Here is a 22,855-nt window from a genome sequence, read left to right as displayed (position 1 = left end):
GCCACAAGGAGCCATTCACCGGAAATGCCGGGAATGGCCGCGCGTCCCACGTCCAGGCGTAAATGCGGGTGGTATCCACCATGCGGCCGCCATAGACCGGCGAAACGGGATTGGCAGCGGCGGCAAGTGCGGGCTCGCCGGGTCCCAGTACTCCTGGTGCGCCTGAAGCAAACGTCCGACGGCGAGGTCAGAGCGGCCGCCGTTCGAAAAATCGAACGTCACCTCGCCATCGTGGGCGCCCGTGTATTCCAGCGCGGTGATCTGGAAAGGCTCCTCCACGGAGCCGAAGCTCGGCACCGCCAATTGCCAGCCGGCGATCTCGCCGGCGAAGAAGCGCTGGCGGATCGCCGCGTCCGACTGCGCGTCCTTGAAGATGCCGGAACCGCTGATGGCGGCGCGCTGCACGCCGCTGCCGGCCAGTAATTCGCGCCAGCGGCCGGCCGAATCCGCATCGGTGATGTCGACCGTCTCGCTGTTGAAGGCGATGCGTTTCGAACGCAGCCCGGCGACCGTGACGAAACTGCCCAGACCGTTGGAATCGATCTTGAGCAGAAGGTCCTTGCCCTTCTGTGCGACCATTGGGTGGTCTCCTTGTTGATGATTTTGCTGAGGCTGTCGGGCTTGCCGCGAGAGGCTTTTAAGAATTCGCCCTGCCGAGTCATATGGCGTGGTTTTCGAGAACCGGAGCGGAGCGGACGTTAAAGTCCGTGAGCACCGGAAGCGGAGAAAACTGCGTCAGATGGCCGGCAGGGTAGAATTATCAAAAGGCCTCGGCCTCCGTCACCGCCCGGAACCGCAATAGCCCATGATGCAGCGACAGGTCGTCGTCGTGGCGCGCCTCGGCGAATTCCAGGCGCAGGCTCACCAGATGGTGGCCGTCAAGCGGCAGCGACGCATCGGCGAGGCGCGCGCGCGCCAGCTCCATGATGTCCAGCGTTTCCTTCTTGCCCTTGGTCTTCGACCAGATATGCAAGGTGAAGAGCTGTTCGGTGCCGCTTTCGGTTCCGGTGCTCCAGTCGTAGACGCTGGTGCGCCCGAAGGTGATGTAGGGGAAGGCGACATTGGCCGGCGCCAGGTCGAAGATGCGTGCGCCGCCCATCGCCGCCACCAGCGCCGGGTCGCCTGAAAGCGACGCGAAAATCGCCTTCTGCAGTTCAGCGGCCGGCGCGGTCATTGCTATCCTCCCCCGAGATCAAAGGCCGCTTTCGAGGCCGTTGCGCGGATTTTTCGGCAGCGGTCCTGCGCGGACGGTAGCGGTATTCACCGTTCTCCGCCAGGGCATACGCCTTCCATTTCAACGCCTTGACCAGTCCGTCTAATGTCAATCGTATCCCCAGTTTCACAATCCGTCCTCCCTTGTCCGGCAGACGAGATAGCGGCCGCTCTCGTCCGGGTCGTGAATGGTGACGATGGCAAAAACCCGCGTCCCCTTGACGAAGCGCATGCCGCTCAGAATACCGTCGCGTTTGCGGATGGTGATGCGATGCGTCACCGTCTCCAGCGCCTGGTCGCCCCTGACGATGCTGTTGGCGCTCACCGGCTCGATCAGCCCGAACACCGAGGCGATTTCGTTCCACGTTTCCGCATGGCCGCCGAGCCCGTCCGCGGTTGGCGTCGCCGCCTGGAGCGTCAGTTCGTGGCGAAGCGCGCCGGGGTCGAGAAGCACCGAGCGCATCAGAGCTTCCTCGCTTTATGGCCGGCGATCAGCCGCTCGTAGCCGGCGGGGTAGGATGCCGGCTGGCTCTCAGCACCGAGGGCGCCGCGCAGTTCATACCAGTGCGCCGTCAAAAGCAGCATCGCCCGTTTCAGCGTGTCCGGAACGTCCGTTCCGGCCTCGCCGTAGCCTGCCGAAAAATCGATTTCGATGCCGTTCATCCGCCTCAGCGGCGCCGGCGTGTCGTCGAAATGAAGCCGCGCCGGGCGCGACAGCGTGTCAGCCTGATAGGCGGAAGGCGGGATCAACGCCGCCTCGCCGTCTGCCCCGTAGGCGGTGACGGAAACAACCGTGCGCACGGGGTGGCGGGCCAGAAGCACAGTGCCGTTGCGCGGCCAGCGATCGAGCGCCAGCCGCCAGCCTTGATTGATCAGGGCGATGCCGGTGGCGCGTTCGACTTCCTCGCGCGCCGCCCGGATCAGACCAGCGAGAAGCCCGTCCTCGCTGGCATGGCCAAGGCGAAGCTGCTCCTTCACTTCGGCGAGCGTCACCGGCTCGACAGCCGGTTCCACGGTTCGAAACAGAGTCATGAAACATCCTGAATCAATTGATTTTCAAGGGAAATGGCCGGGCGACGATTAGCCCTCTTCTCCCCGTTCACGGCAGGGGAATCGCAGATGGTTCTGTCTTCCCCCACTCCGGCCCTTCGGGCCACCTCTCCCCCCTCCGGAGGGAGAGGAAAGGAGCCTGGCATAGCGGCCGGCGCTTCCTCTCCCCCGTCGATCGGGGGAGAGGTGGTTTGCAAAGCAAACCGGAGTGGGGGTCGATTGCCCTGCTCCGGAGGGGAGAAGGAATGGCCGCCGGAGCAGGCTTCCGAACGAACCGTCAGCTCACGCCATATTTCAGCAGCTTGATCGCGTCGAAATCCTGGACACCGCCGCCAACCCGCTTGGTCGTATAGAACAACACGTAGGGCTTGGCGGAGTATGGATCGCGCAACACCTTCACGCCGGTGCGGTCGACGACGAGATAGCCGCGCGAAAAATCGCCGAACGCGACCGGCGTCTCGTTGGTCGCTGCATCCGGCATCTCTTCGGCCTCGACCAGCGGAAAGCCCATCAGCATCGCCCGCTGGCCGGCGGCCGCCGGCGGCTGCCAGAGATAGTTCCCGTCGGCGTCCTTCAGCTTGCGGATAGCGGCCTGCGTCTTGCGGTTCATCACCCAGTTGGCGTTCTGCCGGTAGCCGGCCTTCAGCGCATAGACTGTGTCGATCAGCACGTCGGACGGGTTGCTTGCCGGCAGCGCGCCGGCGACGCCGGTCGCCACGTAGCCGAGATTGCCCCAGCTCCAGCTCGCCTCGGCGACCGTCGCGTAGTCGAGGAAACCGCGCGGCTTGTTGACGCCGTCGCCGTTGACGAAGGCAGCGCCTTCCTGCTCGGCGAAAGCGGCCTCGACCTCGCCGGAAATCCACTGGTCGAGATCGACGACGCTGTCTTCCAGCAGCGAAGCGGTCGCCGCCGGCATGGCGTAGAGCTCCATCGTCGGAAACTGCAGCTCGGCCAACGTGGCGGTCGCCGTCTGCGGCCGCGCCGTCGTTTCGCCGACCCAGCCCACGGCCGGACCGTTGACCGCGAACGGCTTCTTCAGCACCGCGCCCGAAACCTGGCGAACCGAGGCGATCGAACGGATCGGCGACAGTGCCGCCAGCCGCTTGCCTATCTCGGCCTCGGTTTCTGACGGCACTAGGTAGCCGCCGTCCTGGCCGGAGCCGTAGGACATCGCCTTGGTGTCGAGCGCCCGCAGAAGCCGGTCGTCGCCGCTGCGCACATAGGTCTCGAAAGCCTGCTTGTGTTCGAGGTCGATGAAGCCCGAGCGCGTTTCGCGGCCGAGCTGCGGCCGGGCCCTCTTCAGCGCCATCGTATCGAGCGCCCGCTTCTGCTCGTCGAGCGCGCGGGAAATGCGGTCCACCTTGTCGGTGGTCACCACGTCGGCGCTCATGCGCTTTTCGATATCGGCCAGCCGTTCGTTGTTGGCGTCCTTGAAGGCCTCGAACGAATTCATGAACTCGTCGAAAGCCTCGGGCAGCTCGAAGTGGCCGGACTTGGTTTCAGGCGCTGGCGCCTGCATGTCATTGTGCATCAGAAAAATCCTTTCCGTTGATCATGCGTGTCGCCGCGCGGATCATCGCAACGATCCCGTCCGGCGTATTCCTCGCGGCGTCCCGCTCGCGCACAAGGCTGGCGAACCCCTTGGCGATCACCGCCCTGGCGTCGCCCCGCGTCAGCCCGGCATCCCGCGTGAGCCAACGTTCGAATTCACGTGTCGTCGGCAGTGCACGCCCGCGCCCGAAACCCTTGATCTTCTCGACGCGGGCGCCGGGCATCATCGGAAACGTCACCACCGAAATTTCCCACAGATCGGCCTCCAGGATGCGCCGCACCCCCGCGGCGGCGTCGTTCTTCGCCCGAACTGTGCGGAAGCCGATCGACAGCCCGTCGAGCGCGCCGCCGCGCATCAGATTCAGCACCTCCCGCGAGCGGTTGACCCCTTCGGTCAGCCTGCCGCGCACGAACAGCCCGCGGGCATCCTCCCGGACCTCGGTCCAGGCGCCGATCGGCTGGTTCGGGTCGTGCTGGAACAGCATGCGGATGCCGGCAGCACCGCGTGTCCTCAGCGACTTGGCGAACGCTCCGCGCTCGACCACGTCGCGGCCGAGATCCACGCGCCCGAAAAGGCTGGCATAGCCTGAGAAGGAACCGTTGGGTTCCAGTTCCTCGACCACCAGGTCGACAAATTTCCGCTCGCAGAGGCGGGTGATCCAGTCAGCGCCCATCGCTTTCCCTTCGCTCCTTTGGCCATGCCCATCCGCCGCGTTCGAAGGCGCGCGCCAGGAAGCCCAGCGCCCACCATGTGCACAGGCTCGCCGCCGCCGATCCCATCAGCATCGTCTCGAAGCTGCCGATCGTGCTGGCGATGCCGAGTTCGGTGGCGATCTTCAGTCCGGCGGTGCCGCCGAAAACCAGCCCGCAGACCACGCCCGCCGCAAAGCGCAGTGCGGCCTCGCGCCGCCCGCCGGGCAGGATGTAGGCCAGCGACACGGCCGACCCTGCGACCGCGCCAGTACCTTTCGCCGCCCACAGCCAGGCGGTTTCGTTGATTTCGGTCATGTGTGATGGTTCCAAGAGAAAGGGCAGTCGGCCTTAGGCAGTCGGCAGTCGCAATGCGCGATCTTGCCCATGCAGTCCGGGACGGAAACTGCCTACTGCCTACTGCCTACTGCCTTTCCGCAACGATCGATCCGTGCTATTTCTTACGAAGCATCGATCGATCAAGGATTGGTACGACATGTTCGACACTGCCACGCTCTCAGCCAAATTTCAGATCTCGATCCCGAAGGCCGTTCGCAAGGCGCGCCATTGGACGGCAGGCCAGGAGTTTGCCTTCATACCAAAAGGAGCCGGCGTTCTGCTCGTGCCGGTTCCGGAAGCCGAGGAGCTCGCCGGGATCGCCAAGGGCGCCAAGGCGACTGACTATCGCGACCGCAAAGACCGCTTCTGATGCGCCTCGTCGACACGTCGGCCTGGATCGAGTGGCTCATCGCTTCGCCAACCGGCCAGGCCATAGGCCCCCAGATACCGGCGCGCGAAGATTGGCTGGTGCCAACGATCATCCAGCTCGAACTTGCAAAATGGCTCACCCGGGAAGCCGGCGAGGACAAGGCAGACCAGGTCATCGCCTTCACGCAGATGTGCCGCGTCGTGCCGCTCGACACGACGATCGCGCTGCTTGCGGCTGAACTCTGCAGCAAGCACAAAATCGCGACAGCCGATGCGATCGTCTATGCTACCGCGCTTGAACATCAGGCCGATCTGTTGACCTGCGACGCGCATTTCCAGGGCCTGCCCGGCGTCAACTTCGTCGCAAAGAAGAAATGAGAAAAGGGAGACCGCAGACGGGAAACGCTGCCCATTGCCGACGCCTACTGCCTACTGTCCAATTCCCCGATCATTTCCCGGGCGCGCTTGAACAGCGTGCGTATCTGCTTGCCGTTGGTCAACCAGACGTCGGCCGGCGAGCTTTTCCACAGTTGGACCAAATCGTCGGCGCTGTAGCGCGGGCTTGTGATCTCATCGAGAATGGGCGCGAGTTCCCTCTTCTCCTCCTGGGTCAGCGATCCAAGACCCAATTTTGCAAGGTCATCAAGGGTCGAGTAGAACTCGTAAAAGCCGTCGAAAAAATTTTCGACAGAATTTGGCGAGAAGCGGATGCATTGTTGCACCGTGCTCAATCGTTTCGGAGATAGGCTGTGAAGACACAATATCCCCGGCTTGAGCGTGGATCGTGCCAAAACAGGACACCCACGCCATAAGTATTGTGCACATAGGGTTTCGCGTCCGCATTCGCCCGCCTCTTAGCGACCCCAAACCTTAAGTTTTGCCGGCTTCATCTGTTTGTTTCAAGACGGAGTGCATCCCGAAGCTGCTCGAGGAACGAAACGACCTGAGGTTCTGAAACGCACCAATCGGACCCGGCTTTCGCCCAAATCGCGGTAAGCTCCTCTTTGCTCAGGTTCGAGGACAGCAGGGTATCGATAAACCGCGCCGCCGCTTCGCGCGCCGCAAAATGCTCGCGCTCCCATCGCCGACGAACGTCAAGACCCCCACTACCCACTGCCTATTGCCTGCTCCCGTACCCCACCGCTTCCCGCTTCTCGTCGTCACTGAGGAAGTCGGCCGCCCCCACCCTCGCCCACAGCGCGTCGCGTTCACCCGAAAGCCCCTCGATCTGGTCGGCGTCGAACCACAGCCGCAGCTCCTCGCCGAACACGGGGCCGAGCCACGCGGATAGCTCCTTCGCCGTGCGGGCGACCAGCGGCAGGATGGTCAGGCGGTAGAAGGCGCGGTTCGCCTCCTGGTAGTTGGCGTAGGTGTTGTCGCCGGGAATGCCGAGCAGCATCGGCGGCACGCCGAAGGCCAGCGCTATGTCGCGGCTGGCCGAATTCTTCGCCTCGATGAAATCCATGTCCTTCGGCGTCAGGCTCATCGCCTTCCAGTCGAGGCCGCCTTCGAGCAGCAGCGGCCGGCCCGCTCGTGTGGCGCCGGAGTATCCTTCCTCCAGTTCCAGCTTCAGCCGGTCGAACTGCTCGTCGGAAAGATTGCCGCCTTCCTTCGGCGCATAGACCAGTGCGCCCGACGGCCGCGCCGAATTGTCGAGCAGCGCCTTGTTCCAGCGCCCGGCGGCATTGTGGGTGTCGAGCGCGATCAGTGCGGCCTCCAGTGGCGGAAAACCGTAATGGTCGTCGATCGGATGGAAGAGCGAGAGATGAAGTCCGGCTCCCGCCCCGAGCGCGATCCTGCGCCGCGCGCCGCCCGCGCGATATTCAAGCCCGCTCGGCCAGCCATCCGTGTCGGCCAGCACGGTCACGCGGTCCGGCCGCAGCAGGTGCAGTTCCCGCAACCCGGCGTCCGCCGCCGCTTCCGACCCTGAACCTGTCGAAGGGCCATGTCCTGAGCCTGTCGAAGGGCCATGTCCTGAGCCTGTCGAAGGGTCGATCAGTTCGACATAGGCATTGCCGGCCAAAAGCAGGTTGCCATAGAGCGCTTCAAGGAACGACGCGCCCGCCTGCCGCTGGTTGGGGCGGGCCAGCAGGTCCAGCGCCGGATGCACGTCGTGCTCGGTCGCGCCGACATAAAGCAGCCAGGGAACCGCCGATGCCGCCTCGGCGATCAGCCGGACTGAACGGTGCACGACGGGGTTGCGCATGTAGCCCTCGCGGGCAAGCGTCACGTAATCCCTGCGCGTCCAGCGCGCCTCCGCCTGTGCATGGATCGCGACAAAGCCCGATGCACCGCTCTTGCGCTCGGGCGGCGTGTTTTTCCTTTCCGGGCGCAACTGCCACGGCCAGCGAATTGGCATATCGTGTGTTCCTTTGATGTCAGAAGACTCAAGGCAATAGGCAGTAGGCAGTAGGCAGTCGAGAAAGCAGCAGGCGCGCGGAGTGCCCGGCAACGAGGTGCCGCAGCCGAACCTCGATTGCCTACTGCCTACTGCCTACTGCCTCATTGAAAATCCCTGATCCTCGGCCGCCCGCCACTCCGCGGCATCAGCTCGCCGATCGCCCATACCAGCGCATCGACGCGGTCGGGCGAGCGCCCGTTCGACAGGCCGTTCGGCCCGAAATCGCACATCTCGTCTTCCAGTTCGGGAAATCGCGCCGCATGGCGCACCCTGCCCTGCTGGTAGAGTGCCGCGATCGGTTCGGCGCGCAGCCATTTGCCGCGCCGCGCCCGCACCGGCTTCACCGGCACATCCGCATCGACGGTCGCGATCACCGCGCCCACCATGTCGCCGCCCTGGTTGATCTCCACCACCAGGCAATCCGCTTCCAGCCGGTGAAAGAGCCCGACCGCGGCGTTCGCCCATTCCCGCGGCTTTGCCGCGCGCACCGTCGCGTCGGCCAGCACCACCGCATTGCCATTCCCGTCCAGTCCGGCGGCGATGATGCCGCAGGCGTCCGACGTTTTCAGCGAACTCGCCGGCGGGTCGACCGCCACCACGATCCGGCGCAGTCCCGCCGGCATCGCCGTCTGCGCCTGTTCGATCGTGGCGCGCGACCACAAGGCGTCGTCGCGATCCTCGATCAGTTCGCCGTCCAGCTCCTGTCGTCCGAGCCGCGAACCGGCGTAGCGTTTGCGCACCGCCTCGACGAAACCCGGTGCCAGATTGCCGGCGTTGTCGGCGGTGCGCATGGTCACCCTCTGCACGGCCGGGTCCGCATAAAGCCGCTTCAGCAACGGCGTCGGCTTCGGCGTGGTGGTGATCAGCTGGCGCGGCGCCGTACCCAGTCGCACGCCGAACTGCAGCATGTCGAAACAGGCGTCGGCGTTTTTCCATTTCGCCAGCTCGTCGCACCAGGCCGCCTCGAATTGCGGCCCGCGCAGGCTTTCGGGGTCTTCCGACGAAAATATCTGCGCCACCGCCCCGCTGTCCCACACGAGCCGCCGCCGGCTCGGTTCGAAGCGCGGCCAGTCCTTGCGCGAAATCGTCCGGATGCCGGACGGCCCCTCGATCATCACGTCGCGAACATCGGCCAGCGTTTCGCCGACCAGCGCGATCAGCCCATACCGAAGCTTGTCCCTGGCGAATGGCGGCAATCCCCGCACCAGCGCATTCACCCATTCCGCGCCGAGCCTGGTCTTGCCGGCGCCGCGCCCGCCCGTCACCAACCAGATGGCGGGAGGGTCGACAAGCAGCGGGTATTGTTCGAGCCGGGCGAAATTAAACCATTCGTCCCTCGCCAGCCACGCACCGTCCAGCCCGACATGACTCTTCGACCAGCTGAGCTGCGAGCTCGCGGGCCATTTCGACGATGCGCGTGTTGATGCGTTGGAGGACCTCGGCCATGTCTTCATCCTGTTTGATCTTGTTCTCTTTGGCGACCATTTCGGGCCGCATGATTGTGTCGACCTTTTCGAGACCGCGGATTATCGTGATGAACCCGTCGATCTCGGCCTTGTTGATCGTGATGCCCTCTTCGGCAGCCTTGCGCCCGGCATCCTCCAACTTGTCCAGCAGCATGGCGGCGAACACCCTGAAGCGGGCCGCCAGATCTTCCTGCGGCGCCCTGTCGAGCGCCCATCCTTCGCGCTCCGCCTGCAGCTTCAGCATCCTCAGCGAGCGTCCGCTGGCGTCGGCCAGCAGGTCGAGGGTCGCCTTCGCACCCTCGGCAAGCGCGCGCAGCGCGTGCGTGCGTGCAAACGGTTTCCTCATAGCCGGCGTCTTTCCGGCGATTGTCTGCCCGGTTGTTTTGGAAGTGTCGGATTGTTCACGGACCGGAAACATGCCCGAGAGTACGAGGGTGAAATGTCCAAGCCGCTGGCCCGCCACCCACACTTTTCCGACGATAGCGATAACCTACCAGAGGACCGTTACGCAGTCAAGAATAAATTCCTATTCTTTACCGTATTTTTTCAAACCCTGGTGAGCGGCTGGATTTCCCTTGTTGGCCCATCCAAAATCAGGGAAAAGGAAATGGCTCCGCAGGATCACGATTGTTTTCGCCCTGAAATCGCCTGTATGCAATTTTAGATTGATCCAGGGTCGCGGCCGGACAGCAGAATGGAACATCCGTTCGAACCTCGAAAATCCAGGGCTCCGAAGGCCGGCAGGCTTCTCGCGGTCGATGCCTGGATCGATTCGACCCTCTATGAGGCCGGGTTCGCGGCGAGCCGCGCCTGGGAAAACCTCACCATATTCTTCCGCCGTTTTCGCTTCACCGGCTGGCGGCGCGCCGTCACGGAGCTGCTCAGCGAAGGCTTCACGCTGGGCGCGGCCGGTTCCGTGGTCATGCTGGCGCTTGCCATGCCCGCCTTCGAGGAAACCGCCGGCGACTGGCGCACCCAGGACGATTTTGCCGTCACCTTCGTCGACCGCTACGGCAACGAGATCGGCCAGCGCGGCATCATCCAGCGCGATTCGGTGCCGGTCGACGAAATGCCCGACCATGTGATCCAGGCCGTTCTCGCCACCGAGGACCGGCGGTTCTACAGCCATTTCGGCATCGATTTCCTTGGCCTCTTCCGCGCCATGCAGGAAAACGTGCGCGCCAATTCCGTCGTGCAGGGCGGCTCCACCATCACCCAGCAGCTCGCCAAGAACCTGTTCCTCTCCAACGAACGGACCGTCGAGCGCAAGGTCAAGGAGGCTTTCCTTTCGCTGTGGCTGGAAATGAACCTGTCCAAGAAGGAAATCCTGCAGCTCTATCTCGACCGCGCCTATATGGGCGGCGGCACGTTCGGCATCACGGCCGCCGCCAACTTCTATTTCGGCAAGGGCGTCAAGGATCTGACGCTGCCCGAGGCGGCGATGCTCGCCGGCCTGTTCAAGGCGCCGGCCAAATACGCACCGCACGTCAACCTGCCGGCGGCGCGCGCCCGCGCCAACGAAGTTCTCACCAACATGGTGCAGGGCGGCTTTATGACGGAGGGCCAGGTGTTATCGGCTCGCCTGCATCCGGCAAACGTCGTCGATCGTGGCGACGCGAAGAGCCCCGACTATTTCCTCGACTGGGCTTTCGAGGAAGCAAAGCGCGTCGCACAGAAATCGGGCGTTCACTCGATGGTTGCACGAACCACCATCGACATGAACATCCAGAGTGCGGCGGAAGAGGCGCTGGAGTTCCATCTGCGCCAGTACGGCAAGCAGTACCGGGTCACCGAGGGCGCCATCGTCGTTCTGGAAAACAACGGCGCGGTGCGGGCCATCGTCGGTGGCCGCGACTATGGCCAGAGCCAATTCAATCGCGCCACCAAGGCGCTGCGCCAGGCCGGCTCCTCCTTCAAGCCTTATGTCTATGCCACCGCCATGGAAAAAGACTTCACGCCGGACTCGACAATTTCCGACGGCCCAATTTCCTGGGGCGGCTGGTCGCCGAAGAACTATGGCCGCAGCTATTCCGGGCGGATGACGCTGACGACAGCCCTCGTGAAGTCGATCAACACCGTGCCGGTGCGGCTCGCCAAGGACCATTTCGGCGTCAAGCCGGTCGTCGAGCTTGCGCATGCCATGGGCGTCGAATCGCCGCTCGAAGTGTTCAAGACCACGGTTCTCGGCACGTCCGGCATGACCGTCATGGACCAGGCGACGGGCTACAGCGTGTTTGCCCAGGGCGGCCTTGCCGGCACACGGCACGCGATCAACCAGTTGCTCGCCCATTCCGGAGACGTGGTCTACGATTTTGACCGCGATGGCCCCAAGCCGCGCCGCGTCCTGTCGGAGAAGGCAGCGGCTGCGATGAACTTCATGCTGGTGCAGGTGCCGGAATGGGGCACGGCGCGGCGCGCCGCACTGCCGCTCGTGCGCACCGCCGGCAAGACCGGCACCACGCAAGGGTACCGCGACGCCTGGTATGTCGGCTATTCCGGCAACTACACGGCCGCCGTCTGGATGGGCAACGACGACTTCACGCCCACCAAAGAGATGACCGGGGGCCTGCTGCCGGCGATGACCTGGCAGCGGTTCATGGCCTATGCCCACCAGAACATCGAGCTGAAACCCATCCCCGGCATCGAAAAGCCGTTTGTCGATCCCAAGCTCGTCGCCGAGGCGGCCGCCGAAAAGAAGCCCACCGACGCCGCCGAGCCGGTCATCGACCGTCCTGCCGTCCTGTCGGTCGCAACGTCGAAGGCTCTCAAGGAGATGGCGGAGGAATTCCGTACCGCGCCGCCTATCCGCGTTCCACCCAAGGTCGAAACGCTCTCCGCGCTGTAGGGCATCGGAGGAGGCGATTCCGATTCAGCGTTCGTTGCTTGCCTCGCATGTACGACGCAGGCTAGAGCATTTTCCAGCCAGGTGGAATCACCTGGCGCGGCACAAATGCGGCTAAAACAAGCAGCCATCCCCGATGTCACCTGCCGGCGCCTGATGCTCAGAACCGTTTTCCTCGCAGTCCTCGTCCTTGCGATCGCCATCGGCGGCGGGGCGGCCAGCGTTTGGTACGCGCTGCAGGAGCAGGAAGGCATCGGCGCCGTCAAGGTCGGCGGATGGACGACCTTCCCCGAACTCGGCACGCCGCTCGCCGATCCCTATTCGAAAGCCCGCATCGCCCGCGAAGGCGTCTTGTCGCTCGGACTGGCGGAAGGCCTGACCTTCGTCGCCCAGCGGGATTCGGGCGGCGCCATGCTGCGCAAGAACTGCGCCTACCGGATCGAGGGCAGTTTCCCACCGGCGCGCTTCTGGACGCTCTACGCGGCCGAGCCCTCGCATGCGATGATCCGCAACGGAAATCTGAAATCGCCTGCGCTGCAGTCGATGCAGGCGCTGCGCAAGCCCGACAATTCGGTGAGCATCGCCGTTGGCCGGCATCCCGCTCCCGGCAACTGGCTGCCGGTATCGGGCGGCGGACCGATGGCGCTGGTGCTGACGCTCTACGACAGCCCGGCGGCCAGCAGTTCGGGCATCGCGGATCTCGCGCTGCCCGCAATCGCCAGGGCGGGCTGCGATGCTTAAGCAGATCGCCTACGCCCTCATCGTCGGACTGGTCGGCGCCGGCATCGTCCATATCGCGATCCTCCTGATGCTGCCGTCCTTTTCGGAGCGCGACGCCTGGTCGAAGCTCGCGGCGAGCGCCGACCTTTACGGCGTTACCCGCCTGACCTCCAGCGGCGCCCCGTCTGTGCTGGGTACGCCCGATCCCTTCTTCGACGCTGTCTCCTGCCGCTTCGATCTCAGCGAAGGCATCGCGCATCTGAAAGCCGCTGGTGCCGTGCCTTTCTGGTCGGCTTCGGTCTACGACCGCAACGGCCAGAACGTCTACTCCTTCAACGACCGCACGTCCGCCGACGGATCGCTGGATTTCGTTATCGCCACGCCACTCCAGATGACCGAAGTGCGCAAGAACCTGCCGCCGGAATTCGAGAAATCGGTGTTCGTCGAGGCGCCTATCGCGCAGGGCATCGTGGTGATCCGCAGCTTTGTTCCCGACGCGAGCTGGAAGCCCGGGATCAGCAGCTATCTCGACGGGGTTTCCTGTAACATCGAATGACGTGGCGACCTTTGGGTGCCTGAAAAGATGCACGGCGCATTTGGGGTGCGTCGAGATTCAGGTCAGGCCGGCATCACCTGAATATCGGCGTACCCTAATGCAGCGGAGCTGGATTGCGTGGATCGCCGCACTCGTCGTCGCCAGCCGGACTCTCCGGCGCGAGGTCCTTTGCCCGCTCGTAGCGGACGCCCGGAAAGATGATGACGGATGCCGCAACGGTGTGGTCTTCGCTGCGGCGGATTTTTGCCGCTGGCCGCGGCACAAAAGACACTATGCTGCCCATGACTTCGCGCTTTCCCTCTCGGCATGACCGGAGCAGTACGCAACGCCTCCATAGTGATTACGCGCAGCAGACGGTTAACACCTTCCTAACGGATCGCAGCTAAATTTATTCAAGTGTCGAGCTTTTCCTGTGCATCAGCGCGGTTGGTCTTGGCGCGATGTTTTTAAAAGTGCGTCAGGCGTTCCCACGTGTCTTCTTCGGATTTCAGGCAACTCGTCATCAGGGGCGAAGCGGGAAAGGCTGACAGGCTTTTCCGTGCCGCCGTTTCGGCGTTCTGCTCGCTGACGCGTCCGTCACGCCGCGAAGTCGACCAGCTTGAAGATCTGGCGCTGCCGCTTTTCGACGCCGTTTCGGTGGAAACGAAGCGGTTCGCGGCCGCGGCGCTCTCCGAATGCGCTCACGCGCCCGCCGTACTCATCCGGCGGCTCTGCGACGAAACCGTCGACATCGCAGCGCCGCTGCTCATCCGCTCCGCCGCACTCACCGACGTCGACCTCATCGCCCTCATCGGCCGCCACGGGCTGCCGCATGCGCGCGCCATCGCCCGCCGGCCTGGCCTCAACCAAACCATCTCCGATCTCGTGCAGGCGCTGTCCGGCTCCGGGTCGCAGTCCGACGCGCCAGGCGGTCCGCAAGGTTCCGCACAGCACGCCGCCTCGAACGACACCTCGCCGGCCGCACCGAAATCCGAAACCGAAAGAACCCTCAGCCGCCTGCGCGCGATGATGCGCCCAGCCACCGCGCCGGCTGGCGCCGACGACCCGTCCACGGCGCGGCAGAAAGCCGACGCCGACGACTTCGCAAAACTCTTGGCAACCGCGCTCTGCGGCAACCGCGCCTTCTTCCAGACCGCGCTTGCCGATCTGCTTGAAGTCCGCTTCCAACTCGCCAAGTCGCTGACCGAAAACACCCACTACACCAGCCTGATCCCCGCGCTGCGCGCATTGGAATTGCCGGAAGAACAGGCGTTCCTGCTGGTCGCCGCGCTGTTTCCGCTTGCCGTCAACGGCGCGGCGGCGATCCGCGTGTTCCTCGACCATTACCGGCTGTGCAATGTCGAGGCCGCGCGGGAGTGGCTGCGCGCCCATGAAAACGATGCGCCGGCCGGTCAGCCCCTGTCGTCTGCTCTTTAGGGTTCGCTGAGAGCGATCAATTCCGCCATTCCGGTTCGTCCTGGCTCGATCTCGACGATCCAGATATCGGAATCGAAACGCCGTTCCTTTTCCAGTCGGGCGTCCACCGCCTCGGCTTCAACCGTCGCCATCAGCCGGGAGAACCGGCGGTCGTCGGGACGCTCGGAATCGTAGGCGGTCTGCGAGGCCGGGCCGAACAGCGCGATCTCACCCAGCCTGTCCCTGGAGAGGATGAAGACAGCGCCCGCCTCGGTGGCGCCGCGCTTTACCACCGCCGCGAAGCCTCCGTCGGCGAAGACGCGGCGTGTCAGGGCCGAAACCCAAAGGTCGGTGGTTACGCGCATGATTTTTCGGGTCGCCTCGTTCAGGGCCGACTTAGCATCGCCCGGGCCGCGCGGCCAGCGGTCGCTGCGACAGCAGTTGCCCTTGAGATCGACGAGGGTTGCGGCTCTACGTTGCCCCCTTTGTCCTGCCGGGGGGCGCGAAGGAGTGCGACCTCAAACGAAAGCCGCCATTTGCAGGCCGGCCTCACCTGAATCTAGTTCGTCAGGCCGATCTCGCGCATTTTCGCATAAACGACCTGGTCCGGCTCGCCGGTCACCGGCAGGCCGAACAGCGATTGGAACTCGCGGATCGCGTTCTTGGTCTTGGCGCCCATGACGCCGTCCACTTCCATGCCGTCATTGCCGAACGCCTTCAGGCCCGCCTGGATCTTGAGAATGAGCGGGTCGGAAACCGGCGACGTGGCGTCAGGCGAAGCGGCCGCTGCCTGTGCGCTTGTTTCGCGCGGCGCCGGCGCCGGCGTCACCGGGATCGCCGCCGTCGTCTGCCTGGCGCCAAGCTGCGTCAGCAATTCGTCGTCGATTGCTTCCGAGGCCGGCAACCCGACCTTCTTGCGGTAATTGGCAATCGCGGTGCGCGTCGCCGGGCCGGTAATGCCATCGACGGTGCCGGCGTAGAAATCGAGATCGCGCAGGATTCCCTGCACCTGTTCGACAACGGGATCGGGTTTGGGCTGCGGCAGGTACTGCGGACGCTCGATCTTGATCGTGGTCTCCGCCTCGTCGTCGCCAAGGGCTATCCCGTTCCCGAACTCCGGCGCGACATAGGAACTGCCCTGGTCGCGCGTCGAGAAGAACGCGCCGGAATGGAAATGCGGCTGATACCACAAGGCATTCGCCGAAACGAAGGACAGCGCGACCAGGAAAGCGGTGGTGCCGCCGACCAGTACCGGGTTGCGGGAAACCACGCCGCCGAGCGCGACGGCTCCATTGCGGGCAAGCACCATGTGGGCCGGCTTCTTAGGCCGTTTTGCGGAGCGAGCCATTCGTTCCCTCGTTGCTTCCCGTTGTCTTGATCGCGATGTCGCGGAAATCGTGATGGTCCGCTTTCGGCGCCGGCCCGGCGACCGGCAGGCTGATCGTCACCGTCGTGCCCTCTTCGGGCGCGCTTTCGATTGTCATGCTCCCGTCGTGCAGGGTGACAAGCCCCTTCACCAGGGACAGGCCGAGCCCCGTTCCCTCGAACTGGCGCGTGTAGTCGTTGCGCACCTGCACGAAAGGCTCCCCGAGGCGCATGAGATCGTTCCCGTCGATGCCGATGCCATTGTCGCTCACCCAGAAATGCAGCCGCGACCCCACCCGCTTGGCGCCGATCGTCACCTTTCCGCCTTGCGGCGTGAACTTCACCGCGTTGGCTGCCAAATTGATCAGCATCTGCTGCACGGCGCGGCGATCGGCGCTGATGTCGCCGACGTTCTGGCTGATGTCGGTCGTGAAGGCGATCGCCTTGGCGTCGGCCTGGAAGGCCATCATTGAACGGCACATCTCGACCGCATCCCTGAAGCGGAAGGGTTCGACCTGGATCGCGTAGGTGCCCGACTCGACCTTGGAAACGTCGAGGATCGCGTTGACCACAGCCAGGAGATGTTCGCCGGACTGCTTGATCAGGCCGACATATTCCTTCTGCCGCGGGTCCGAGAGGCTGCCGCAAATTTCGTGGCCGAGCATGTCGGAGAAGCCGATGATGGCGTTGAGCGGCGTGCGCAGTTCGTGGCTGACCGCCGCCAGGAAGCGGCTCTTGGTGATTTCGCTGCTGCTTGCAGCTTCCGCCGACGCGGCCGCCGCTTCGCGCAATGCGACCACTTCGGCATTGGACCGCATGACGGCGATAAAGCCGGCATCGGCCTCTCCCAGCCGCGCCAGTTCGATGGCGAAGGCCTGATAGTTGCCGCCACGCTGTTCCTCGGTCTCGTTCGGCAGCCGAAGCTTGAGTTCGACACGGCGCGAGGCCGCGCCATCGCGCAGGTCGGCAAGCGCGCTGAGATAGGCAATGCGGTCGGCGACATGGATACGTTCGAACAGGCCCGTTCCCAGCAAGAGCTCGGGCGCCAGCCGCAGCATCCTGCGCGCCTTGTCGGACACGTCGAGGATTTCTCCGTTGTAGCCGAGGTGCAGAACCACCGCCTCCATGACATCTTCCAATGCCATGGGATGAGTGTCGTCCGTCCGTTCGACAGCCTCTTTCCTGAACAGTCCGGCGGTGCGAAGACCCATCGTTCCCATATAGGCGAGCGGCACCAGCCACTGCCATGCGGAGACGGCCCCCGTCCCGGCAAGCGGACCGAACGCCAGTTGCAGTCCGAGCGCGGCAATCGCCGATGCAAAGCCCCACGCGACGGCGCGGCGCGACCGCCAGGCCCATGCGGTTTCGAAAACGAATGCGGCAAGCATCATGGCAAGCGGCGAAGCCAGCCCGCCTGCGGCGGCCACGATTGCGGCAGCGGGCAATGGCGAGATCAGCAGCACCGACCTGCCGGCCAGCAAGCCTTTTCCCGTCGACACCAGGATCAGCGCGGCGAACCAGAAGGCGCCGAAAACGGCGAAGATCGCGGCCAGCGTCGTCGCCGAACCGAATGCGCCGAAGAAGCTCTGACCTATCGCGGATGCTGCGAAGAAAGGAGCAACGAGCAGGATCGAAAGCAGCCGGCAATGGCGCGCCCGCTCTGCTGAGCCGGTCACCGACGGGTGGACGAGCCGGTCGCACCCGGCTGACATCCCGGCGAACCACTCACTGGATCTGGTTGCAGACAAACTCAACAAACGCACTCACACCTGCCCGGCTTTGCGGGTCGCTTTTGGTTGATACCGAACCTCTCATTGAGCTTTTAAGGAAACGATAAAAGCTCTCGCATTCCACGCCCGCTCCACGGCCGATATTGGGTAGCAAGCGACGAAATGCCTGGGCACTTCGCCCCATGGTAAACAGCGGGTTAGCCGCGCAAGGCGAACGGTGCTTGCGGGAAAACCGTTTCAACACAGTAACCAAAGGTTGAAATACTAGCAAAAACAATTGTCTATATGGTTAACCGCAGGTAAATACTAAACTTCGAAAGCGATACAAAGCGCGGCAACCGGAAGCCGTTAAAATTTGAATCGAATTTGTTGAAAAAGCGAACGCGTCAAACAATCGCTCCTTTGCACCGGCATGTCATTCTCCATGCCAACGAAAGAGACCGCGCCGGCAACGAAGCGTGGTCCGCAGTGCAGAGAGGCCAAGGTCATGTTCTTCCTGATCCGAACCGCGTTCTGGTTTTCGCTGGTGCTGCTGGTGCTGCCTTTCGGCGGGACCGGCGAAGCGGGCAATGAGGCGGTCAATCCAATTCAGGCACTGTCGGCCGCGCGTGATGCGGTCGGCGACATCACCGCCATCTGCGAGCGCAAGCCGGATGTCTGCGAGACCGGCAAGTCGGCGTTCCAGACCATCGGCGTCAGGGCCCGCGAAAGCGCCAAGATCGCCTATGAACTTCTCGACGAACAGTTCGGCGAGCCCGATCCATCCATCCAGACCGGCGGCATCCCGGCCATCATCGACGCCGCCGCTTCCGTCAACTGATTGCATTCCCGACGCCGGCTTCACCCGGCGCGCCACCGCAACCGCCTTCCTCTCGGCGGCTTGCGGTGTTTCTTTTTTCGTGACCTTGCACGCCTTGGCGACTAGGGTGTGTCTAGATTCAGGTCAGGCCGCGCCGAGAATGGTGGGTTTCGAGAACCGGAGCGCAGCGTACATTCGGGTACGTGAGCACCGGAAGCGGAGAAAGCCGCCATTCGCCGGCCGGCATCACCTGAATATCGACACACCCTATATCCGGTTCAGCATGGCAACGACGATCACAGAAATATTCGACGACTTCGCCTTCCTCGACGAGTGGGAGGACCGCTATCGTTATGTGATCGAGCTCGGCCAGGCGCTGCCGCCCTTCCCCGAAGCTGCCCGGACGGATGTCTACAAGGTTCCGGGTTGCGTCAGCCAGGTCTGGCTAACCACCAACCTCGAAGCCGGACCGGACCCGATCGTCACTTTCGCTGGCGATTCGGACGCCCACATCGTCAAAGGCCTTGTGGCGATCATGCTGGCACTGTTCTCCGGCCGGCGCGCGAGCGAGATCGTCGGCCTCGACGCCGAAGCCACGCTGCGCAAGCTCGGTCTCGACGAACATCTGACGCCGCAGCGCGCCAACGGCTTGCGCTCCATGGTCAAGCGCATCAAGCGCGACGCTGTGGCAGCACTCGAACCTGCCGAATAGTCCTAACGCTCGAAAGCAAGCGGAAACGCTAGCGCTCCCCGCCAGCCTTCTTCTTCTGCAAGGGCAGGGCAATCGCATATGGGTTCTGTCTTCCCCCACTCCGGCCCTTCGGGCCACCTCTCCCCCCTCCGCAGGGAGAGGAAGGAGGCCCGGGATCGCGGCCGGCGCTTCCTCTCCCCCGTCGAACGGGGGAGAGGTGGTTTGCAAGGCAAACCGGAGTGGGGGTCGACCAATCACATGCGATAGCCCCTGCCGTTTACGCCGAGAAGGAGGAGTTCGGCGTTGCGCCACCAAGCACGGCACAGTCACCCGATCTTCGGCCGATAATCGGCCGCGCCCCAATGCAGCATCCGGGCTGCAAGGCTGCCACTGCGCCGCGCCTGCGGATTGTAATGGCGGTGCAAGACGCCAAGCGCGGTCTTCAGCACGATCTTTGCCGACCGGACCGGCCAGCCGCGTTCCATCTCCACCTGCTCCAGGCCTTTCAGGAAACAGCAGACATCGATCAGCACACCGGCGAGTTCGGGTCCGACCGCCTCGATCGACCGGTCGACGCGCTGGCGCGAGGCCAGCGCCGCATCGGTGAGCTCGGCCACGCCATTGCCGCCATCGCGGCGGCCGGAGGCGACCGACGCCACCCAGTTCGCGCTCATGCGCGGCATGATCTGGCCGCGCGTATAATCCGAGCGCAGGCGCTCGCCGGCGCGCCATTCGTTCTCGGTCAGGAACGGCTTGCCGTCCTTTGCCTTGCGCCGGGCCAGCTGCGCCAGCGGCGACTCGGCGAGGTTGGCGGCGACCATGGCCGCGCCCCCGTCCGGCATCTCAACGCGGATTTCTTCCATCTCGCGATGCTGTTCCTGGAACGGGTCCACGGCGGCCAATGCACGCTTCACATAGGCCCTGCCCGCCGCCGACAGAAAAAGCCCTGCGGATCGGCGTTCGACAAAGCCTGCCCGCGCCATCGCAGCCAGCGCCGTCCTCGGCGCGCTGATCGGTCCCCTGTCGGCGCCGTCCAGCAACACCTTGCCGTCTTCGGCGCTGTCGATCGCTCGTGCATCGCCGCGTGACAGGAACCGGGCGATCCGAAGCCATGTCTTGTCGTCATCCTCGCCGGCCGCCATTTCTATGCCGCCTCATGGTTGCGGAATGCGGCGGCCGCGACACGCTCCGTCATCGCGATGATGCGGTCGAAATCCCGGTCGTCGCGCATGTCCTCGATAAGGTGGCAGGCATGCAGGACCGTCGTGCGCTCGCGCTGGAACCCCCTGCCCACCTCGTTCATGCTCAAACCGAGGACGACATGGGTCACGTACATTGCGATCTGCCTGACGCGTGAAACCTCAAACGGCGTCCGGCCCGTCTTGCGCATGTCCTTGCTGCTGACGCTGAACAGCGCCGCCGTCACGTCGATCATGCATTCGCACAGTTCGATGATTTCCTCTTCGCGCTTGCCGCTCGGTCGCCACACCTTGGGTTGCCAATGGGGTTGCCTGTCGGCCTGCCTGCGAATTTGAAGGGAAGATCGAGCCTGAAGCGCTTGCACGGAACATATCCTTTTTCCGAGAATAGGAATATGTTCTTATACCGACGTTCCCGGTAAGTGTGAACAAAAAAGGAACAACCGAAAAGCGAAAAATTTGACAAGGCACTGAAAGGCAATCGTTTTTTTCATCGCGTCGAAAAATTTAGCGCGGAATCTATCCCCACCCCCCGTGCGGCTGCCGACTATGGACCGGCGAAACGAAGGTGGGTGGAACGATGTCTGCAATGATCGATGAGGTACGCGCGTTCAAGGCGCAAAAGCTGGCGTTCGAAGCGCAGGCCCGGCGGCTCATGGCGTTGCGCCTGATTTCGGGCGTCGACCTAGGGGCGGCATTGACGGCCAGTCGCGAGGAAGCCGGCCGAATTATGAGGCGCGTCGTGCGATTGATCGAACGCGAACGGCTGAAGGGTCTGCGCCGCCACTGGGCTTACGACCTCAACCGGCATATCGCACTGAAACAGGCGCTCGAGCAGCTGCGCCGCGTTCATGACTGCCTGCCAGCGGGACGCGAGCACCTCGAAGCACCCTGGAAAACAAAACGGCGCCCGAAGGCGCCGTCTTAGCCGTCAAATCCAGAAGCGGGATTTATCTGGACTTGCGCTTGCGTCCGAGGCCCATCTTCTTGGCGAGCTGCGAACGGGCGGCCGCATAGTTCGGCGCAACCATCGGATAGCTCGCGTCGAGGCTCCACTTGTCGCGATACTGGTCCGGCGTCAGACCATAGTGCGTCATCAGGTGCCGCTTCAGCGACTTGAATTTCTTTCCGTCTTCAAGGCAGATGATGTAGTCGTCGTGAACTGACTTCTTGGGATTGACTGCCGGCTTCTGCTTATCCGCCGGAGGCTGTTCACTGTTGCCACCAACACGGCCCAGCGCTGCATGCACGTCCGCAATCAGGTTCGGCAGTTCGCCAACCGGAACCGGATTGTTGCTGACGTAAGCCGCCACAACATCTGCGGTAAGCTCGATCAGCATTTCGCTGTTTTTCCCAGGTGTTTCGGTAATGTCCATAGCTTTCAGGCCCCAACACAAGTTATCGTGAACTGTCCCCGATATCGAAAGTCCGGGGTATCAGGCGATTCCGTACGGAACCAATCAAAGCACCGATTCCGTTCGCATGGTTTAAATGGGCCTTTCAGTATAGCAAGTCAATTGCTATTTGTTACTTAAATGGAGAACATTGAGAATTCGGTGTACTCAGCTTTATTTCTACTTCCACGAGGTCAATTTATCATACTTAAGTTGCAATCGCCTCGACAGGCCCACCCGAGGCATACAGAAGCATTAGAGAAAGCTTAAATTTTCATCGCAAGACCGTCGCCATTCAATATCCAAGTAAAGAATCTTCCGATTCGTGCATATACCCACTCCACTCGCGGATAGTGTAACCCACTGAATGTGCTGCTTTTGGGGCAATGGTTCGGGAGTTTCGCGAGCCCGCCGGCAGACAGCAGGCCGCGGGAAGATCGCGGCGTCAGGCGACGACCGGAATGGAAACATCTTGCGGATCGGGGAAGCCAAATTGCCCCCCATTTGGACCAAACCAAATACAGTCTTGGTGCAGAAGCATGCTGCAGCCAGCACACGCGCGCGTCACGCCGAAGCGGACAAGACGCCGCTGTGAATTATGGCGTCAATACGGCGCGATATACTTGCCATACACCCAGCCTGCGACAAATTTGCCGTTGTGGCTCGGGTCGTGCCAGACTTCACACCATTTCTGGCGCACCTGCTGCCTCTGTCTCCAGTCAGGTTGTTTTGCGATGTCGAACAGGTCGATGCCGCCCGTGCAGCGTCCCGTCATCTGCATGACCGCGCCGTTCGGATAGGCCGCCTGTTTCTGCGAGCCGCTCGAGGGATATTTGCGCACGTTGAGCGTGTCGCCCCATGCTACATCGACCACCTCCCACGCGACAAAAGTCGTGGCATGTGCCCCGCCTGCCGGCATCATCAGCACCGAGCCTGCGGCCAGCGCCATTATCGTTTTGACAAATCTGTTCATTCCTGTTTCTCCCCCTGCGGTGGCCGGCTGATTGTAGCGGCCGAACAAATGCCATGCGGCCCTTGAACCGATGCTGATCGGCATGTTCACTTGCCGTTCAAATAAAAGGCCGA

At 63.3% G+C, this 22,855-nt stretch carries 28 protein-coding genes and 1 pseudogene; 10 read left to right on the top strand and 19 right to left on the bottom strand.

All coding sequences use genetic code 11. The annotated features are described in order from the left end of the window. Positions 1-168: 168 nt before the first annotated feature. The 7 genes and pseudogenes from F3H98_RS14955 to F3H98_RS14925 all read right to left on the bottom strand — a co-directional run. Positions 169-579, bottom strand: a pseudogene (locus F3H98_RS14955) (phage major tail protein, TP901-1 family); the annotation flags it as partial. A 181-nt stretch (positions 580-760) separates the two neighbouring features. Next, complete coding sequence (locus tag F3H98_RS14950; RefSeq protein WP_149760941.1) at positions 761-1,174, bottom strand: DUF3168 domain-containing protein; 414 nt, start codon at positions 1,172-1,174, stop codon at positions 761-763. A gap of 165 nt (positions 1,175-1,339) precedes the next feature. Further along, on the bottom strand, positions 1,340-1,675 hold the full coding sequence (locus F3H98_RS14945; protein WP_149760940.1) for a phage head closure protein: 336 nt from the start codon (positions 1,673-1,675) through the stop codon (positions 1,340-1,342). After that, complete coding sequence (locus tag F3H98_RS14940; RefSeq protein WP_149760939.1) at positions 1,675-2,244, bottom strand: head-tail connector protein; 570 nt, start codon at positions 2,242-2,244, stop codon at positions 1,675-1,677. Before F3H98_RS14940 ends, F3H98_RS14945 begins: the two co-directional genes overlap by 1 nt. A 295-nt stretch (positions 2,245-2,539) precedes the next feature. After that, on the bottom strand, positions 2,540-3,793 hold the full coding sequence (locus tag F3H98_RS14935; RefSeq protein WP_149760938.1) for a phage major capsid protein: 1,254 nt from the start codon (positions 3,791-3,793) through the stop codon (positions 2,540-2,542). Next, entirely contained in the window at positions 3,783-4,487 is a 705-nt protein-coding gene (locus F3H98_RS14930; protein WP_149760937.1) for an HK97 family phage prohead protease, read from the bottom strand. Before F3H98_RS14930 ends, F3H98_RS14935 begins: the two co-directional genes overlap by 11 nt. Next, positions 4,477-4,821, bottom strand: coding sequence for a DUF6107 family protein (locus F3H98_RS14925; protein ID WP_149760936.1), 345 nt, complete (start codon positions 4,819-4,821; stop codon positions 4,477-4,479). The genes F3H98_RS14930 and F3H98_RS14925 overlap by 11 nt, the downstream gene beginning before the upstream one ends. Before the next feature lie 178 nt (positions 4,822-4,999). Here F3H98_RS14925 and F3H98_RS14920 point away from each other — a divergent pair, with 178 nt between their 5' ends. Then, positions 5,000-5,212 carry an AbrB/MazE/SpoVT family DNA-binding domain-containing protein gene (locus F3H98_RS14920; RefSeq protein ID WP_149760935.1) on the top strand — a complete coding sequence of 71 codons (213 nt, stop codon included), beginning with the start codon at positions 5,000-5,002 and terminating at the stop codon, positions 5,210-5,212. Continuing rightward, positions 5,212-5,589 (top strand): type II toxin-antitoxin system VapC family toxin, encoded by a 378-nt coding sequence (locus tag F3H98_RS14915; RefSeq protein WP_149760934.1) that lies wholly within the window; start codon positions 5,212-5,214, stop codon positions 5,587-5,589. Before F3H98_RS14920 ends, F3H98_RS14915 begins: the two co-directional genes overlap by 1 nt. Before the next feature lie 44 nt (positions 5,590-5,633). Here F3H98_RS14915 and F3H98_RS14910 read toward each other — a convergent pair whose 3' ends face one another. The 4 genes from F3H98_RS14910 to F3H98_RS31770 all read right to left on the bottom strand — a co-directional run bounded on the left by F3H98_RS14910 (position 5,634) and on the right by F3H98_RS31770 (position 9,424). Further along, positions 5,634-5,942 carry a hypothetical protein gene (locus tag F3H98_RS14910; RefSeq protein WP_149760933.1) on the bottom strand — a complete coding sequence of 103 codons (309 nt, stop codon included), beginning with the start codon at positions 5,940-5,942 and terminating at the stop codon, positions 5,634-5,636. 386 nt (positions 5,943-6,328) lie between these two features. Beyond that, positions 6,329-7,570 (bottom strand): phage portal protein, encoded by a 1,242-nt coding sequence (locus F3H98_RS14905; protein ID WP_149760932.1) that lies wholly within the window; start codon positions 7,568-7,570, stop codon positions 6,329-6,331. Positions 7,571-7,713: 143 nt separating this feature from the next. Next, positions 7,714-8,877, bottom strand: a complete 1,164-nt coding sequence (locus tag F3H98_RS14900; RefSeq protein WP_483237993.1) for a DNA-packaging protein — start codon at positions 8,875-8,877, stop codon at positions 7,714-7,716. A gap of 55 nt (positions 8,878-8,932) precedes the next feature. Then, entirely contained in the window at positions 8,933-9,424 is a 492-nt protein-coding gene (locus F3H98_RS31770; protein ID WP_244621731.1) for a hypothetical protein, read from the bottom strand. Positions 9,425-9,517: 93 nt separating this feature from the next. On the opposite strand from F3H98_RS31770, the gene F3H98_RS14895 reads away from it, so the two are divergent. The 4 genes from F3H98_RS14895 (at position 9,518) to F3H98_RS14880 (ending at position 13,196) form a co-directional block, all read left to right on the top strand. After that, the gene (locus tag F3H98_RS14895; protein WP_149760930.1) at positions 9,518-9,742 is read left to right on the top strand and encodes a hypothetical protein; all 225 of its coding nucleotides are present in this window, start codon (positions 9,518-9,520) and stop codon (positions 9,740-9,742) included. A gap of 30 nt (positions 9,743-9,772) precedes the next feature. Beyond that, positions 9,773-11,923 carry a transglycosylase domain-containing protein gene (locus tag F3H98_RS14890; RefSeq protein WP_149760929.1) on the top strand — a complete coding sequence of 717 codons (2,151 nt, stop codon included), beginning with the start codon at positions 9,773-9,775 and terminating at the stop codon, positions 11,921-11,923. Positions 11,924-12,076: 153 nt separating this feature from the next. Further along, the gene (locus F3H98_RS14885; protein WP_149761045.1) at positions 12,077-12,661 is read left to right on the top strand and encodes a DUF1214 domain-containing protein; all 585 of its coding nucleotides are present in this window, start codon (positions 12,077-12,079) and stop codon (positions 12,659-12,661) included. Continuing rightward, positions 12,654-13,196 carry a DUF1254 domain-containing protein gene (locus tag F3H98_RS14880; protein ID WP_149760928.1) on the top strand — a complete coding sequence of 181 codons (543 nt, stop codon included), beginning with the start codon at positions 12,654-12,656 and terminating at the stop codon, positions 13,194-13,196. Before F3H98_RS14885 ends, F3H98_RS14880 begins: the two co-directional genes overlap by 8 nt. A 94-nt stretch (positions 13,197-13,290) precedes the next feature. Here the strand turns inward: F3H98_RS14880 and F3H98_RS14875 are convergent, their stop codons facing one another. After that, the gene (locus F3H98_RS14875) at positions 13,291-13,479 is read right to left on the bottom strand and encodes a hypothetical protein (RefSeq protein WP_149760927.1); all 189 of its coding nucleotides are present in this window, start codon (positions 13,477-13,479) and stop codon (positions 13,291-13,293) included. Between the two features lie 188 nt (positions 13,480-13,667). Here F3H98_RS14875 and F3H98_RS14870 point away from each other — a divergent pair, with 188 nt between their 5' ends. Further along, the gene (locus tag F3H98_RS14870; protein WP_149760926.1) at positions 13,668-14,612 is read left to right on the top strand and encodes a DUF2336 domain-containing protein; all 945 of its coding nucleotides are present in this window, start codon (positions 13,668-13,670) and stop codon (positions 14,610-14,612) included. Here the strand turns inward: F3H98_RS14870 and F3H98_RS14865 are convergent. The 3 genes from F3H98_RS14865 to F3H98_RS14855 all read right to left on the bottom strand — a co-directional run bounded on the left by F3H98_RS14865 (position 14,609) and on the right by F3H98_RS14855 (position 17,668). Further along, complete coding sequence (locus F3H98_RS14865; RefSeq protein WP_149760925.1) at positions 14,609-14,956, bottom strand: DUF1491 family protein; 348 nt, start codon at positions 14,954-14,956, stop codon at positions 14,609-14,611. The genes F3H98_RS14870 and F3H98_RS14865 overlap by 4 nt on opposite strands. A gap of 194 nt (positions 14,957-15,150) precedes the next feature. Next, entirely contained in the window at positions 15,151-15,939 is a 789-nt protein-coding gene (locus F3H98_RS14860; protein WP_149760924.1) for a peptidoglycan-binding domain-containing protein, read from the bottom strand. Beyond that, positions 15,914-17,668 (bottom strand): PAS domain-containing sensor histidine kinase, encoded by a 1,755-nt coding sequence (locus F3H98_RS14855; RefSeq protein ID WP_149760923.1) that lies wholly within the window; start codon positions 17,666-17,668, stop codon positions 15,914-15,916. The genes F3H98_RS14860 and F3H98_RS14855 overlap by 26 nt, the downstream gene beginning before the upstream one ends. A 505-nt stretch (positions 17,669-18,173) precedes the next feature. On the opposite strand from F3H98_RS14855, the gene F3H98_RS14850 reads away from it, so the two are divergent. Together F3H98_RS14850 and F3H98_RS14845 are read left to right on the top strand one after the other, a co-directional pair. Continuing rightward, positions 18,174-18,506 carry a DUF5330 domain-containing protein gene (locus F3H98_RS14850; RefSeq protein WP_149760922.1) on the top strand — a complete coding sequence of 111 codons (333 nt, stop codon included), beginning with the start codon at positions 18,174-18,176 and terminating at the stop codon, positions 18,504-18,506. 262 nt (positions 18,507-18,768) lie between these two features. Beyond that, the gene (locus F3H98_RS14845; protein WP_149760921.1) at positions 18,769-19,197 is read left to right on the top strand and encodes a SufE family protein; all 429 of its coding nucleotides are present in this window, start codon (positions 18,769-18,771) and stop codon (positions 19,195-19,197) included. Between the two features lie 305 nt (positions 19,198-19,502). On the opposite strand, the gene F3H98_RS14840 is transcribed toward F3H98_RS14845, so the two are convergent. Beyond that, the gene (locus tag F3H98_RS14840; RefSeq protein WP_149760920.1) at positions 19,503-20,318 is read right to left on the bottom strand and encodes a DUF6456 domain-containing protein; all 816 of its coding nucleotides are present in this window, start codon (positions 20,316-20,318) and stop codon (positions 19,503-19,505) included. A gap of 2 nt (positions 20,319-20,320) precedes the next feature. Beyond that, positions 20,321-20,665 carry a helix-turn-helix domain-containing protein gene (locus tag F3H98_RS14835; RefSeq protein ID WP_244621730.1) on the bottom strand — a complete coding sequence of 115 codons (345 nt, stop codon included), beginning with the start codon at positions 20,663-20,665 and terminating at the stop codon, positions 20,321-20,323. A 299-nt stretch (positions 20,666-20,964) separates the two neighbouring features. Here F3H98_RS14835 and F3H98_RS14830 point away from each other — a divergent pair, with 299 nt between their 5' ends. Then, the gene (locus F3H98_RS14830) at positions 20,965-21,303 is read left to right on the top strand and encodes a cytoplasmic protein (RefSeq protein WP_425294848.1); all 339 of its coding nucleotides are present in this window, start codon (positions 20,965-20,967) and stop codon (positions 21,301-21,303) included. 22 nt (positions 21,304-21,325) lie between these two features. Here F3H98_RS14830 and F3H98_RS14825 read toward each other — a convergent pair whose 3' ends face one another. Together F3H98_RS14825 and F3H98_RS14820 are read right to left on the bottom strand one after the other, a co-directional pair. Further along, a complete protein-coding gene (locus F3H98_RS14825; protein WP_149760919.1) occupies positions 21,326-21,751 on the bottom strand; it encodes a Ros/MucR family transcriptional regulator in 426 nt (141 codons plus the stop codon). A 622-nt stretch (positions 21,752-22,373) separates the two neighbouring features. Beyond that, complete coding sequence (locus tag F3H98_RS14820; RefSeq protein ID WP_342211613.1) at positions 22,374-22,826, bottom strand: SH3 domain-containing protein; 453 nt, start codon at positions 22,824-22,826, stop codon at positions 22,374-22,376. Between the last annotated feature and the right edge of the window lie 29 nt (positions 22,827-22,855).

Source organism: Neomesorhizobium albiziae, assembly GCF_900114255.1.
Classification (GTDB): Bacteria; Pseudomonadota; Alphaproteobacteria; order Rhizobiales; family Rhizobiaceae; genus Neomesorhizobium; species Neomesorhizobium albiziae.
The sequence above is the reverse complement of the archived record's forward strand: the minus strand, read 5'-3'. Positions and strand labels throughout refer to the sequence as shown.

Excerpts from the sequence above, each read along its gene's own strand:
- F3H98_RS14830 (WP_425294848.1), top strand. The coding sequence starts at position 20,965 with ATGATCGATGAGGTACGCGCGTTCAAGGCGCAAAAGCTGGCGTTCGAA.
- F3H98_RS14935 (WP_149760938.1), bottom strand. The coding sequence starts at position 3,793 with ATGCACAATGACATGCAGGCGCCAGCGCCTGAAACCAAGTCCGGCCAC.
- F3H98_RS14930 (WP_149760937.1), bottom strand. The coding sequence starts at position 4,487 with ATGGGCGCTGACTGGATCACCCGCCTCTGCGAGCGGAAATTTGTCGAC.
- F3H98_RS14825 (WP_149760919.1), bottom strand. The coding sequence starts at position 21,751 with ATGGACATTACCGAAACACCTGGGAAAAACAGCGAAATGCTGATCGAG.
- F3H98_RS14905 (WP_149760932.1), bottom strand. The coding sequence starts at position 7,570 with ATGCCAATTCGCTGGCCGTGGCAGTTGCGCCCGGAAAGGAAAAACACG.
- F3H98_RS14945 (WP_149760940.1), bottom strand. The coding sequence starts at position 1,675 with ATGCGCTCGGTGCTTCTCGACCCCGGCGCGCTTCGCCACGAACTGACG.
- F3H98_RS14845 (WP_149760921.1), top strand. The coding sequence starts at position 18,769 with ATGGCAACGACGATCACAGAAATATTCGACGACTTCGCCTTCCTCGAC.
- F3H98_RS14860 (WP_149760924.1), bottom strand. The coding sequence starts at position 15,939 with ATGGCTCGCTCCGCAAAACGGCCTAAGAAGCCGGCCCACATGGTGCTT.
- F3H98_RS14950 (WP_149760941.1), bottom strand. The coding sequence starts at position 1,174 with ATGACCGCGCCGGCCGCTGAACTGCAGAAGGCGATTTTCGCGTCGCTT.
- F3H98_RS14890 (WP_149760929.1), top strand. The coding sequence starts at position 9,773 with ATGGAACATCCGTTCGAACCTCGAAAATCCAGGGCTCCGAAGGCCGGC.
- F3H98_RS14850 (WP_149760922.1), top strand. The coding sequence starts at position 18,174 with ATGTTCTTCCTGATCCGAACCGCGTTCTGGTTTTCGCTGGTGCTGCTG.
- F3H98_RS14895 (WP_149760930.1), top strand. The coding sequence starts at position 9,518 with ATGTCCAAGCCGCTGGCCCGCCACCCACACTTTTCCGACGATAGCGAT.
- F3H98_RS14920 (WP_149760935.1), top strand. The coding sequence starts at position 5,000 with ATGTTCGACACTGCCACGCTCTCAGCCAAATTTCAGATCTCGATCCCG.
- F3H98_RS14915 (WP_149760934.1), top strand. The coding sequence starts at position 5,212 with ATGCGCCTCGTCGACACGTCGGCCTGGATCGAGTGGCTCATCGCTTCG.
- F3H98_RS14875 (WP_149760927.1), bottom strand. The coding sequence starts at position 13,479 with ATGGGCAGCATAGTGTCTTTTGTGCCGCGGCCAGCGGCAAAAATCCGC.
- F3H98_RS14865 (WP_149760925.1), bottom strand. The coding sequence starts at position 14,956 with ATGCGCGTAACCACCGACCTTTGGGTTTCGGCCCTGACACGCCGCGTC.
- F3H98_RS14820 (WP_342211613.1), bottom strand. The coding sequence starts at position 22,826 with ATGCCGATCAGCATCGGTTCAAGGGCCGCATGGCATTTGTTCGGCCGC.
- F3H98_RS14885 (WP_149761045.1), top strand. The coding sequence starts at position 12,077 with ATGCTCAGAACCGTTTTCCTCGCAGTCCTCGTCCTTGCGATCGCCATC.
- F3H98_RS31770 (WP_244621731.1), bottom strand. The coding sequence starts at position 9,424 with ATGAGGAAACCGTTTGCACGCACGCACGCGCTGCGCGCGCTTGCCGAG.
- F3H98_RS14880 (WP_149760928.1), top strand. The coding sequence starts at position 12,654 with ATGCTTAAGCAGATCGCCTACGCCCTCATCGTCGGACTGGTCGGCGCC.
- F3H98_RS14855 (WP_149760923.1), bottom strand. The coding sequence starts at position 17,668 with ATGTCAGCCGGGTGCGACCGGCTCGTCCACCCGTCGGTGACCGGCTCA.
- F3H98_RS14925 (WP_149760936.1), bottom strand. The coding sequence starts at position 4,821 with ATGACCGAAATCAACGAAACCGCCTGGCTGTGGGCGGCGAAAGGTACT.
- F3H98_RS14940 (WP_149760939.1), bottom strand. The coding sequence starts at position 2,244 with ATGACTCTGTTTCGAACCGTGGAACCGGCTGTCGAGCCGGTGACGCTC.
- F3H98_RS14840 (WP_149760920.1), bottom strand. The coding sequence starts at position 20,318 with ATGGCGGCCGGCGAGGATGACGACAAGACATGGCTTCGGATCGCCCGG.